This is a genomic window from Frankia alni ACN14a (genome assembly GCF_000058485.1).
Taxonomy (GTDB): Bacteria; Actinomycetota; Actinomycetes; order Frankiales; family Frankiaceae; genus Frankia; species Frankia alni.
The window spans coordinates 4,102,051-4,114,555 of the sequence record NC_008278.1 but is presented as its reverse complement, the minus strand read 5'-3'; the positions used below and the strand labels follow the sequence as shown (position 1 = coordinate 4,114,555).

The 12,505-nt window shown below is 73.1% G+C and carries 8 protein-coding genes; 6 read left to right on the top strand and 2 right to left on the bottom strand.

From position 1 onward, the window contains the following. Nucleotides 1-141: 141 nt before the first annotated feature. The gene (gene modA / locus FRAAL_RS16780) at nucleotides 142-957 is read right to left on the bottom strand and encodes a molybdate ABC transporter substrate-binding protein (protein WP_041939399.1); all 816 of its coding nucleotides are present in this window, start codon (nucleotides 955-957) and stop codon (nucleotides 142-144) included. Nucleotides 958-1,597: 640 nt separating this feature from the next. Then, nucleotides 1,598-2,116 carry a flavin reductase family protein gene (locus tag FRAAL_RS16775; protein WP_011604971.1) on the bottom strand — a complete coding sequence of 173 codons (519 nt, stop codon included), beginning with the start codon at nucleotides 2,114-2,116 and terminating at the stop codon, nucleotides 1,598-1,600. 1,690 nt (nucleotides 2,117-3,806) lie between these two features. Here FRAAL_RS16775 and FRAAL_RS16770 point away from each other — a divergent pair. The 6 genes from FRAAL_RS16770 to FRAAL_RS16745 all read left to right on the top strand — a co-directional run bounded on the left by FRAAL_RS16770 (nucleotide 3,807) and on the right by FRAAL_RS16745 (nucleotide 12,316). Continuing rightward, nucleotides 3,807-4,910 carry an ABC transporter substrate-binding protein gene (locus tag FRAAL_RS16770; protein WP_011604967.1) on the top strand — a complete coding sequence of 368 codons (1,104 nt, stop codon included), beginning with the start codon at nucleotides 3,807-3,809 and terminating at the stop codon, nucleotides 4,908-4,910. Nucleotides 4,911-5,075: 165 nt separating this feature from the next. Beyond that, a complete protein-coding gene (locus FRAAL_RS16765) occupies nucleotides 5,076-8,702 on the top strand; it encodes an ABC transporter permease subunit (protein WP_011604965.1) in 3,627 nt (1,208 codons plus the stop codon). Continuing rightward, nucleotides 8,699-9,376 carry an ABC transporter ATP-binding protein gene (locus FRAAL_RS16760; protein WP_041939398.1) on the top strand — a complete coding sequence of 226 codons (678 nt, stop codon included), beginning with the start codon at nucleotides 8,699-8,701 and terminating at the stop codon, nucleotides 9,374-9,376. The genes FRAAL_RS16765 and FRAAL_RS16760 overlap by 4 nt, the downstream gene beginning before the upstream one ends. A gap of 159 nt (nucleotides 9,377-9,535) precedes the next feature. After that, nucleotides 9,536-10,783: a cytochrome P450 gene (locus FRAAL_RS16755; RefSeq protein WP_011604963.1), complete on the top strand. Its 1,248-nt coding sequence runs from the start codon at nucleotides 9,536-9,538 to the stop codon at nucleotides 10,781-10,783. Continuing rightward, nucleotides 10,780-10,974 (top strand): ferredoxin, encoded by a 195-nt coding sequence (locus FRAAL_RS16750; RefSeq protein WP_011604962.1) that lies wholly within the window; start codon nucleotides 10,780-10,782, stop codon nucleotides 10,972-10,974. Before FRAAL_RS16755 ends, FRAAL_RS16750 begins: the two co-directional genes overlap by 4 nt. 94 nt (nucleotides 10,975-11,068) lie before the next feature. After that, nucleotides 11,069-12,316: an ABC transporter substrate-binding protein gene (locus FRAAL_RS16745; RefSeq protein WP_083866821.1), complete on the top strand. Its 1,248-nt coding sequence runs from the start codon at nucleotides 11,069-11,071 to the stop codon at nucleotides 12,314-12,316. The last annotated feature ends 189 nt before the right edge of the window (nucleotides 12,317-12,505 follow it).

The window sequence follows — 12,505 nt, the reverse complement described above, 5'->3', positions numbered from 1 at the left end:
CGCCACCCGTCTGGCCGCCATCCGCCGCTGCGGCCGGCGTCCGGACATGGCGACGGCCACGGTTGCCCGGGATGACTCTCCCGGGCAACCGTGGCCGAGATGCCGCCCGCTACCGGTGGCCGGCGCGGGCCGTGGCGGGGATCAGGGGGCCTGGAAACCGGCCGCGGTCAGGACCGCCTCGCCCTTGTCGGAGGTGACGTAGTCCACCCACGCCTTGCCGCCGGCGGCGTTCTTGCCGGCCTTGAGAGTGGCGATCGGGTAGTCGTTGATGGCCTTCGCCGACTCGGGGAACTCGATGCCGGTCACCTTGTCGCCCGCGGCCTTCGCGTCCGTGCGGTAGACCAGCGCCGCGTCGACCTCACCGAGGGTGACCTTCGAGAGGGCCGACTTGACGTCCTGCTCGAGGGTGACGGGAGTCAGGTTCACCCCGGCCGCGGCCAGCGCCTTCTTGGCCGCCGCGCCGCAGGGCACCGCGTCGGCGCACAACGCGACCTTCACGCCCGGCTTCGCCAGGTCGGGCAGGTCCGTGATGCCCTTCGGGTTGGCCTTCGGCACGGCGATGACGAGCTGGTTGCGGACGAAGACCTTCGGCGCCGAGGAGTTCTCCGAGGCGTCGGTGACGGTCTTCATCGTCGCCGGGCTCGCCGCGGCGAACACGTCCGCGGGCGCGCCGGAGGTGATCTGCTGCGCCAGCGCGGAACTGCCCGCGAAGGAGAACTTCACGGTGGACCCCGGGTTGGCGGCCTCGAACTGCTTGCCGAGCGTCGTGAACGTCCCGGTCAACGACGCTGCGGCGAACACGGTGACCGTGCCCGTCACACCGCTGGAGGCACTGGTGGTGGCGGGCGCCGGCGTGGCGGCCGTGCCCCCGTCGCTCCCGCTGCTGCCACACCCGGCGGCGAGCAGACCGGCGCTGGCCACGACCGCCAGCGCCGTTTTCACCCTGCGAAATCTCACGAATCCCCGTTCCTACGCACCACGGCCGGTCGCCGGCGCCATCGCGCGCGGTCGACCGCCCCTACGAACATCCACTGTCGGCTGTGCGGTCGGACGCCTCGATGTCACTCGTCGTCACCGAACCGACCCATGGCGACGCCGTCGTCGCCGCGGGCGCCGAGCCGTGCGGAGTACTCCGACGGCGACGGAACCCGCTCGCACCTGCGGACGCCGCTGGTAGACGATGCCGCAGATGCGAAACTGGATGCATGATAGTGCCGCTTGTACGTTGCGACCAGGTGGGGGTGTCTCGAAACCATCCGCAACTGCGGTCCGACTCCGGCCGGATCCCGTCCGCGTCACGGCCGCGGTCGGGGACCTCGCCCCGGCCCGCCCGGACGCGTGAGTGCGAAGCCGGGTGGGGCCGGTTGCGGTGCGTTCCGCACGGTCTTAGCCCTGGGTCGCGCGCATCGCACCGCAACGCCTCCCGCGCACCGCGCCGATGGTCCTGGTGGGGGTGATGGGTGTGCGGGGCGCAGGCCAACCGGGTGCCGACACGCACACGGCCCGCACCCTGGTGGGGTGCGGGCCGTGGACGCTGCGGGCGGGGACCAGCCGAGCCGAGCCGAGGCGCGTGCGCCGACTCGGCGTGTGGGCAGGCTCAGGGCAGGGCGTGGAAGGTGCGGTCGTGGTAGATCAGCGGGGCCGCGGCGGGATCGGTCGCCGCCTCCAGGACCAGGCCGACGATGAGGAAGTGGTCGCCGGCCTCGATCGGCGGGCGGGTGGCGCAGCGCAGCCAGGCCCGGCCGCCGTCGAGCAGCGGCTCGCCGGTGGGCAGTGCGCTCCAGCGGGTCGGTGCGGCGAACCGGTCGATGCCGCTGCGGGCGAAGCGGCGGGCGACCTCCTCCTGCTCCGAGGAGAGCAGGTTGACGACGAACGTGTCGGCGGTGCGCAGGTGCGGCCAGGCCGACGCGCTCGACGAGATCGCGAAGACGACCATCGGGGGCTCGGCGGACAGCGACGCCAGCGAGGTCGCGGTGAAGCCGACCGGTCCCACGCCGGCGTCCGTCGTGATGACGGCGACGCCCGCCGGGTGACCCCGGAAGACGGTCCGGAACAGGTCGCCGTCGACGGCGCGCGCCCTGGTGGCTCCCTGGGTCTGGCGAAGCGAGGCGGTCATACGGATGCTCCCGAGGTTCGAGGGGCGAGACGTGGTTCTGAGCGGCGAGACGTGGTTCTGAGGGGCGAGACGTGGTTCTGGGGGTGGCGCGTGGTTCCGAGCAGCGGGACCGTGCTCTGGGCGGCGGCCGTGCCCGGCGGGCAGGCTCGCCGCGGGCCGGTGGCGGCAGGAGTCCGGCTCCGGGGGTGGGCCGCGGCCTGTGGCTGGGAGCTCGGGCGCTGGAAGCCGGGTAGAGGGGGACCGGACACGTGCTGGTCAGGGCCACCGACGCCGCTACGGGCGGCAGGGGGCGCCGGCTGGAGGCGGACGTGTCACCAGGGGGCGGGCCACCCCGCGGGGCCGGGCGCGCGGCGACCGTGCGGGACGCGCCGTTCGGTAGGGCGCAGGGGCCCGCAATGCTCACGACAGTGGCATCGGCACCGAGCAGGCCTTCCCGGGGCGGACCGGCGCGGGCGCTCGCGGGCGAGAGTGACCGGGGCGGGGTGACTCAGCGGCAGGGGCGACAGAGATCGCTGTTGCTGTGCCCGAAGTCGACGTGACGCCGACGCCGCAGACGTGGCTGGTCGTCGCGACCCTCCACGCAGGCGCACGCGGACGCGCCGGCCGTAGGCCACGGAGTGAGCTGCACGCTTCCACACTAAATCCGCGCCAATGGCAGGTCAACGGACCGATCGGGGCATCCGAACCGCGGTCCGGCGGCAGCCTGCTGCCGCCGGTGGGGATACGCCGCGGCGAGGCGGGATCGACTATGACCTAGCTCACTGTTGGTGCGGATCCACACGTCGTGCGGACCCGCCGATCGCCGCCCGGTCCGCAGGCGGGGTGGGTGTGGCGCCCGGTCCGGGCGTGTTCTTCTCGCCGGACGGTGGCTCGCCGTCCGCCCGCCATTGTCCATCCGGAGACAAGTGGTATCGGGATGGGGTCCCGGGGTCGGCCCGACGAAGATCTCGGCGGCGGCGGGACCGCCGCGCCGACGGATCGCCCCACGTCGCGGGCCCGTGCACCGTTCGGCCGGCAGTCGGGGGCGGTCGGGTGCCGGTGCGTTCGCCGGGGCAGGCGCGCTCTTGGGCGCGGATCGTCGTGCCCGCTGCGCCGAACGTTGTCCCTCCCGGGATCGTCCGTATACAGATCGATGGCGTGATGGGGTGGCGGGTGGCCCCGCGTCACCGTCGGGTGAGCGGGGCGGACGCGTCACAGGGCAGGTCGGATGGGACTCGTTGTGAATTCTTGAGGCGGCTGTCTAAGGGTGTGGGCGGGATACGGAGAGCACCCCCCGGTTGGTTCTGGTGTGCGTCCCGCCTGGTACGTTTCCGTCGACAAAATCCGTGATCGTTCAGTGAAGACACCGAAGGATCGGACCTGTACTGACTGTTGTGCTGCCGTGAGGCATGTCGTCCGCACTGATCTGGTGTGGACGTTGACGTGCCATGCAGTTGTGACGGTTCCGGCAGCGACTTCGCTGGCCGAGTCCGATACCCGATCGCGCTTGCGTGGCCGGGCGGAAATTCGTCAGAACAGTGGGATGGTCGCGGGCTCGGGAAACCTCGGCGCGATCGAGAGGCGGCTTTGACGGGTGAAGCGCACGAGACTGGGCGTGGCGGCGGTCGCTGCGGTGCTGATGCTGGCGGCCTGTAGCTCCGGCGATGCGACGGAGAGCGGAAGTTCCGCGTCCGGTTCGTGTGCTCCCGGTGTGACCGACAGCTCGATCAAAGTAGGTCTGCTCTATCCGGACACCGGGGTGATGGCCGCTCAGTTCACCGGCTACCGGGCAGGTGTGAGCGCCCGCTTCGGTGTCGAGAACGCCGCCGGCGGCGTCGACGGTCGGAAGATCGACTTTGCCTGGCAGGACGATCAGTCCGACCCCCGCGGCAACCTGCAGGGCGCCCGTGGCCTGGTCGCCCAGAACGCCTTCGCCGTCATTCAGTACACCGCGGTGTCCCAGCAGTCCGTCGCCTACCTCGACGAGGTGGGAGTGCCGGTGATCGGCGCCGCCGACCAGCCCGGCTGGGCGGCACACCGCAACACCTTCACCGTCATCCTGACCACCCAGACGGGGCAGAGCACGACGACGATCGGCGACTTCGTCCGCCAGCAGGGTGGCACCAGGGCCGCGGTCGTCGTCAGCTTTCTCAGCGAGACCGCCAAGCTCTACGCGGACGGAGTGACGAAGAGCCTGCAGCACGCGGGCATCGACGCGGTCACCCAGGACGTCGACGGCACCAACGCCGCCGACGTCGCCCGCAAAATCATCGCCTCCGGGGCCGACACGATCATCGCCGCGGCACCGCTCGACCTCTACACCGGCGTTCTGGACGCAGCCGTCAGTGCCGGGCACCCGTTCAAGGTCGCCGTGTCCGCCGTCAGCTACGACCCGCGCCTGCTCGCCCCCTACGGGCGGCAGCTCGCCGGCACCTACGCGTCGCTCTCCTACGCCGCGTTGGAACGCCACCGGCCGGTCCAGCGCCGGTTCCTGCAGGCGATGGCGGACTACTCTCCGGAGGTCTCCCCGCCCGGCCAGCAGAGTGCCATCATCGGCTGGTTGAGCGCGGATCTGTTCATCCGTGGCCTGAAGACTCAGCATGGCTGTCCTACGCGGGAGTCCTACATGAAGGGCCTGCGTGGGGTGACCGACTACGATGCCGACGGGATGCTGGTCAATAAGATCAATTACGCCACCGATCAGGGTCGGCTCGACCCGTGCTTCGACTTCGTCCGGGTCGCCGAAAGCGGTGACCATTTTGATGTCGCCAGCCCGCAGCCGCTCTGCGGCCAACGCTTCAGCACCGGTGAGTGAGGCGGGAAACCGGACCCGTGCGTTGACAGGTGCTAGCCGCGCTATGGTGTGGCCCTGCGCAGGCGCGGGCGGCGCGTCGACATGACGGCCGGCGGTGTCGAGGAAAGCAATCGACCGGTTCTCGGTGCGGATCGAACTTGCTAGAGTTCGGGCTGGGGTGGTGCTGTGGGCAGCTTTCTTGGATACGCCGTCATCAGTCTCGGGACCGGTGCGCTGTATGCCTTTGTGGCGGCAGGTCTGGTACTGATCCACCGGGGTTCCGGAGTGCTGAACCTCGGGCAGGGCGCGCTGGTGATGTTCGCGGCCTATCTGTTCCACGAGGCCGGTGACGGGTGGGGGCTGCCGACCGCGCTCGCCGCCGTCGTCGTCGTCGTGCTCACCGGGGCGGTCGCGCTGCTGTTCCACGCCGCGGTGCTGCGCCCGATGCGCCATGCCGCGCCGCTCAACCGGGTCGTCGCCACGCTGGGCCTGCTCATCGTCCTACAGGCCGCGGTGGTGCTGGCCTTCGGCGGGCAGAGCCGCTCGGTGCCGTCGTTTCTGCCGCAGTCCGTCGTCGAGGTGTTCGGCAAGCCGGTCGGGGTGCACGTCTTCGTCCGCCTCGGCGTGGTCGTCGTCCTGGTCGCCGCGCTGTGGGCGTTCTTCCGGTCCACCACCGCCGGGGCGGTCACCACCGCCGTCGCCGAGGGGCCGGCCGCGGCGGCGACCCTCGGCTGGTCGGCCGACGTGGTCGCCGGGGCCTGCTGGTTCGGCGGCGGGGTGCTCGCGGGCCTCGCCGGTGTCCTGCTCGCCCCGCTGCAGAACCCGCTGTCGTCGACGAGCCTGGTCCTGCTGGTCGTCCCCGCGCTGGCGGTCGCGCTCGCCGCCGGGTTCCGCTCGTTCCCGCTCGCGCTCGTCGGCGGGCTGCTGCTGGCGCTCGTCGAACTCCAGCTCCAGGTGCATCTGACCGGCCCGCACGACTGGGCGCAGGGGCTCGACAGCGCCCTGCCGGTCGTCGTCATCATCGCGTTGCTCGTCGCGCGGGGCAGCGGCATCCCCGACCGCGCCCACCAGGCCGAGGACCGTCCGCCGCTCGGCTCCGGGGCGATCAACCTCCCGGTGCTGGTCGGCGGGTTCGCCCTGCTGGTGGCGCTCGTCTGGCTGGTGCTGCCCGATCCGTGGGTCAACGCGGTGGCCATCCAGTCCGGGTACGCGCTGATCCTGCTGTCACTGGTGGTCCTCGTCGGCTACGCCGGCCAGCTCTCGCTGGCCCAGAGCGCGCTGGCCGGCATCGCCGCGCTCGTCGCGGGACGCCTGGTGGCGGCCGAGGGCTGGCCGTTCGCCGCCGCCCTGGTGGTCGGTGTGCTGGCCACCACCGCCGTCGGCGTGCTGTTCGCCCTGCCGGCGCTGCGCACCCGCGGCCTGCAGCTCGCCGTGGTCACCCTGGGGCTCGGCGTCACCGTCAGCGCGATCCTGTTCCAGCGTGGCTACTCCTCACCCCCCGCGGACGGCCAGAGCTCCTCGATCTTCGGGGGCGTGCTCGACCAGCAGGGCACCGTCGTCGCCACCGCCGACGCCCCGCTGCACTTCCTCGGCATCCCGGTCGACCGCACCGACGACCCGCGCGCCTACGCCACCCTGGCGCTGATCCTGCTGCTGCTCGCGGGGCTCGCGGTGTCCGCGGTGCGCCGCGGCCGGGCCGGGCGGCGGCTCATCGCGGTGCGCACCAACGAACGAGCGGCGGCGTCCCTGGGCATCAGCGTGTTCGCGGCGAAGATCTACGCCTTCGGGTTGTCCGCGGCCATCGCCGGGCTCGGTGGCGTGCTGCTCGCCTTCGCCGACCGCAACATCAGCTACGACGACGGGGACTTCCTGCCGTTCACCGGCATCCTCGTCGTCGCCTACGCCGTCGTCGGCGGCGTCGGCTACATCAGCGGCGCCGGGATCGGCGCTCTGCTCGCCCCCGCCACCCTCGGTCAGCAGCTCGCCGGCTGGCTGTCCGACCGCTTCGGCGGCTCCACCGTGCTGCCGCGCACCGTCGGCGCCGTGCTCGCCGGCCTGCTCGGGTACGGGCTCGGCGGGCTCGCCCGCGGCCAGGTCGACCGGTCCCGGCTGGCCGGTGCGGCTGGGACGGTCGGCGCCTCTGGGCAGGTCGGTGCGTCCGGGCAGGTCGGCGGCTTCGGGAAGGTCGGTGCGGCCCGGTGGACGCGCTGGCTGCCGGCCGGCGCCCTGGTCGTCCTCGCGGTGCTGGGCGTGCTGTTCGGTGACCGGCTCACCGACTGGCTGCGCGAGATCGACCGCTACCTGCCGCTGATCGGCGGGATCATCCTGCTGCTGGTGCTGATCCGCTCCGGAGGCACGGGGCTCGCCGGCGGCCTGGCCGGCCGGGCCCGCCTGCCGCTGCCCGTCCTCGTCGCCGCCCGGCTGGGTCGTTCCGACGCCGTACTCGCCGGCCCCGCGCCCGCGGCGGCACCCGTCGTCGAGGCACCGGCCGAGGCTGTGGCGGCCGAGGAGGCGGCGGCCGAGGAGGCGGCGGCCGAGGAGGCGGCGGTCGAGGGGGCGGCGGTCGAGGCCGACGTCCCGGCCACCGCGGAGTCGGCGCCCCCACAGGACGCGGTGGCCGCGCCGCAGGCGCTGCGGGTGCGGCCGGCGACGCTGACCGTCGAGGACGTCACGGTGCGCTGGGGCGGAGTCGTCGCCGTGGACGGCGTCGGGTTCGAGGTGGCGCCGGGCACCGTCGTCGGGCTCATCGGTCCCAACGGCGCCGGCAAGACGACGATCATCGACGCCATCACCGGGTACGCGGCGACGGCGGCGGGCACGGTCCGGGTGGGCGACACCCGCCTGGACGGGCTGCGGGCGCATCGCCGGGTGCGGGCGGGGGTGAGCCGGTCGTTCCAGAACCTCGAACTGTTCGAGGACCTCACCGTCGCGGAGAACCTGCGCGCCGCCAGCGACCCGCGCGACCTCGCCGCCTACGTCACCGGCCTGGTCTGGCCGGGCAACCGCCCGCTGAGCGCCCCCGCCCAGGCCGCGGTCCGCGAGTTCGGCCTGGCCGACGCGCTGGACACGCCGGTGTCGGCGTTGTCCTACGGGCGCCGCCGGCTGGTGGCGATCGCCCGCGCCGTCGCGACCGCGCCGTCCGTGCTGCTGCTCGACGAGCCGGCCGCCGGTCTCGACGAGCGCGAAAGCGCCGAGCTGGCCGTGCTCGTGCGCCGCCTGGCCGACGAGTGGGGGATCGCCGTCCTGCTCATCGAGCACGACATGCCGTTCGTCATGGGAGTCTGCGACCGGCTGGTGGTCCTCGAGTTCGGCCGCCGGATCGCCGAGGGCGCGCCGGCGGACATCCAGGCCGATCCCGCCGTCATCGCCGCCTACCTCGGCCACCCCGACGAACCGACCGCGGACAGCACCGCCGACGACCAGGCGGGCAGCGACACCGAGACCCCTCCGGCCGACGATCCGCCGGCGGCGGCGGCGGCGGTGGCGGTGGCGGTGGCGCAGGCTGCCGCGGCGGGGTCGTCGGCGCCGGCGGACGAGCCTCTCGTCGAGGAGTCGCCGGCGGTGGGGGATGCGGTGGGGGATGAGGCCGCCGCGGGGGGCGATGGAGCCGCCGCGGACGGAGTGGGCGCCGGCGGCCCCGAGGAGGAGATCGTCGTGGCCCAGGCCAGCGCACCGGAGCAGACGGCCGGCGACGGAGCCGGGAACGGCTCGGCCGGCGATACAGCGGTCGGGGACGGGAAGGACGGTGCGGCGCTGGCCGTGCCGGTCGGCGAGGCGGCGGCGGTGCCGCCGGTGGCTGGAGGTGCCAGGTGAGCGTCGTCGGATGCCGCCAACTTGCCGTCGGGTACGGCGCCGGGCCCGTCGTGGCCGGGCTCGACCTCGAGGTCGCCCGCGGGGAGGTGGTGGCCTTGCTCGGCCCGAACGGCGCCGGCAAGACCACCACGCTCATGGCGCTGGCCGGCGCCCTGACCCCCAGCGAGGGGACCGTCACCTGGCAGGGGGAGCCGACCACGGCGCCGCTGCACCGGCGGGCCCGGCAGGGCCTCGGCGTCGTGCTCGAGGAGCGGGCCGTCACCCCGTCGCTGACCGTCCGCCAGAACCTGCGCATCGGCGGCGTCGACCCGCAGTCCGCGCTGGCCGACTTCCCCGAGCTCACCGAGCATCTCGATCGCCGCGCCGGGCTGCTCTCCGGCGGCCAGCAGCAGCTGCTCACCCTGGCCCGGGTACTGGCCCGGCGGCCGGTGGCGCTGCTCGCCGACGAGCTTTCGCTCGGCCTCGCCCCGCAGGTGGTGGCTCGTCTGCTGGGCGCCCTGCGCGCCGCCGCCGACGAGGGGCTGGCCGTGCTGCTCGTCGAGCAGCACGTCCGCGCGGCGTTGCGGGTCGCGGACCGGGCCGTGGTGCTCAGCCGCGGGCGGGTCCGCTGGTCCGGACCAGCCGCCGAGGCCCGCGCGGACCCGGCGCTCGTCGAACAGGGCTACCTGGCCTGACAGCCCGCTCACCTGATCCACGCGCCTGGCCGCCAGCCGGCTGACCTGATCGCCGGCGTGTCCGACAGCCCGCCTGCCAGACCATCTTCCTTCTGCCTGGCCCGATCGCCCCCGTCCGTGCCCCGGGCGGAAGTCCCACTGATCCTGGAGGAACAGCACATGCCAGACGACACCGCGGGCGCGGCGGCGCCCGCCGACGGCGGCCACGGCCTGCGGGCCGCGACGCTGGACTGGCTCGAGTTCGAACGCCAGCGCGCCGAGGACCCGCGCGCCTACTTCTCCCGGCTGCGGGCGAAATGCCCGGTCGACTACGACGAGGGGCACGAGGGCTGGATCCAGATCCTGCGCCGTGCCGAGATCGACGAGGTCCTGCGCAACCCCGAGGTGTTCTCCAACCTCATCCCCGAGCTGATGAGCAGCCCGCTGCCCGCCATCCCGATGGGCGTCGACCCGCCCGACCACGCCAAGTACCGGCGCATCCTCGACCCGCTGTTCTCCCCGCGGCGGATGGCCGCCCTGGAGGCCGAGGTCGTGGCGAACACGGTCGCCACGATCGAGAGTTTCCTCGACCGCGGCAGCTGCGACTTCGCCACCGACCTCGCGGTCCCGCTGCCCTGCTCGGTGTTCCTCACCCTGTTCGGGCTGCCGCAGTCCGAACTGCCGGGCCTGCTGCACATGAAGGACGCGCTGATCCGGCCGGAGTCGCTCACCGACGACCCCGACGAGAAGCTGCGGATCCAGACCGAGGCCGGCACGCAGGTGTTCACCCTGTTCGGGACGGTCCTCGCGCAGCGCCGCGCCGAGCCCCGCGACGACCTCATCACCGAGCTGCTCAAGGCCGAGATCGAGGGCCGGCCGCTGACCGAGCCGGAGCTGCTCGGGATCTGCTTCATGCTCATGATGGCCGGCCTGGACACCGTCACCATCAGCCTCACCTGCATCCTCGCCTACCTGCTGGAGCACCCCGAGGCGCGGCAGCGGATCGTCGCCGACCCGGAGACGATCCCGGCCATCGTCGAGGAGCTGCTGCGCTGGGAGACCCCGGTGATGGCCGTCCCGCGGATCGTCACCCGTGACACCGAGGTCGCCGGCTGCCCGGTTCGGAAGGGCGAGATGGTCCACGTGATGCTGGCCTCGGGCAACCTCGACCCCGACGCGGACCCGCGGGCCGGCGTCGTCGACCTCGACCGGGCCGACAAGCGGCACCTGGCCTTCGGCGGCGGCCCGCACCGCTGCCTGGGCTCCCACCTGGCCCGGATGGAGCTGCGCACCGTCCTGCGCGAATGGCACCGGCTCATCCCCGAGTACTCCCTGGCGCCCGGGGCGAGCATCACCTGGAACGGCTCGACACTGCGCGGCCTGGACTCGCTGGCGCTGACCTGGCCGACGGACGCGGGGCAGGCATGAGGCTCACGATCGACACCGCCCGCTGCCAGGGGCACGGCCGCTGTTACGACCTCGCCCCCGAGCTGTTCACCGACGACGACAGCGGCTACGGCGAGGTGACCGTCGCGGACGTGCCGGCCGACCGGGTGGAGCTGGCCCGGCGCGCGGCGGAGGCCTGCCCGGAGCGGGCCGTGCTGCTCGACGGGGTGTAGAGCCCCCGGCGGGGTGCGGAGCGCCCCGGCGGGGTGGAGGAACGGCGGCGAGTTGCGAGTTGAGAGTGGGTTCGGGCAAGAGATGAGGAAGACGATGCGGTCCAGAAGCGCGATGGCGGCGCTGGCGGTGGGGGCCACGCTGGCCCTGGCCGCGTGTGGTTCGTCCGGAACGACGGGGGAGTCGTCGCCGGCCGCGGACGGCCCGAAGGCCAGCCCGGTGAAGCTGTTGTCCATCGTGCCGCTGACGACGCCGACGACGAACTTCCCGGAGCAGGCCGGAGCGGCCAAGGCCGCCGTGCGCGCGCTGAACAAGCGCGGCGGCATCAACGGCCATCCCGTGCAGATCGACGTGTGCGACTCGAAGAACGACCAGGCCGCGGGCGAGGCCTGCGCCCAGAAGGCGGTGAACGGCAAGTACCTCGCCGTCGTCTCCGCCTTCAGCACCGCGGGCGGCATCAACGCCATCCTCGAGAAGGCCGGGATTCCCAGCATCGGCGCCTCGGGCATCGCCGGCGACGGCTCGGACCTCACCTCGAAGATCAGCTTCGTCTACCAGCCGGCGTCGACGTACTACGAGGCCGTCTGCGCGCCGCTGCTCAAGGACACCGCCAAGATCAGCAAGATGGGGGTCGTCAACTACGACATCGCCGCCGCCGCCCGCCTCGGGGTGCTGGCCGGGCTCGGCGGCAAGTCCGCCGGGGTCGGCACGCAGGAGATCAAGGTGCCGGTGACGACGAGCGACTACGCTCCCGTCGCGGCCCGGATCACCGACGCCGGCGCCCAGGGCGTCACGATGGGCCTGGCCGAGCCCAGCTCGATCGGCCTCATCCAGGCCGGCGGGGACAAACTGAGCTACTGCCACGCCGCGGGCACCATCTCGGACGCGAACCTGGTCAAGCTCGGGCCCGCCGCGAAGAACTTCTACGCCGTCGGCGCGTTCCCGCTGCTCAACCAGAGCGCGAAGTACCCGGAGCTGACCCGGCTGCAGTCCGAGCTCGACGCGGACTTCGCCGCCGGGGACTCCGACGCGGCGAAGAACCTGCGCCACTCCACCTCCACCATCGGCGGCTGGCTGGCGGTGCAGATCGTCGAGCAGGTCGGCAAGAAGGTCACCGGTGACCTCACCGCCAAGTCCCTGCTGGCGCAGCTCAACCAGACCAAGGGCCTGGACCTGCAGCTCGTCCCGCCGCTGGACTTCACCAAGCCCAACCCGGTTCCCGGGCTGACCCGGCTGTTCAACAACACCCTGCTGGGGCAGCGCTGGGACCCGGCGAAGAAGACCTTCCTCGCCACGGGCAGGTCCTACGACGGCCAGAAGATCCTTACCGCCGGCGCCAAGTGACCCCGTCGGGTCCCGTCCGCGGGACCTGACGCCAGCCGGCTCCGGCCGGCGCGCCTCGCCCTGGGCCGGGCCGACTCCCCGAGGTGGGGTGGTCGGCCCGGCCCGGCGCGTTTGACACGATGGCGCCTTCGTCTGCGACCCCGACCCCGACCCCGAGCCCCGCCTGCGGTTCCGCGGAACCGCGCCCTG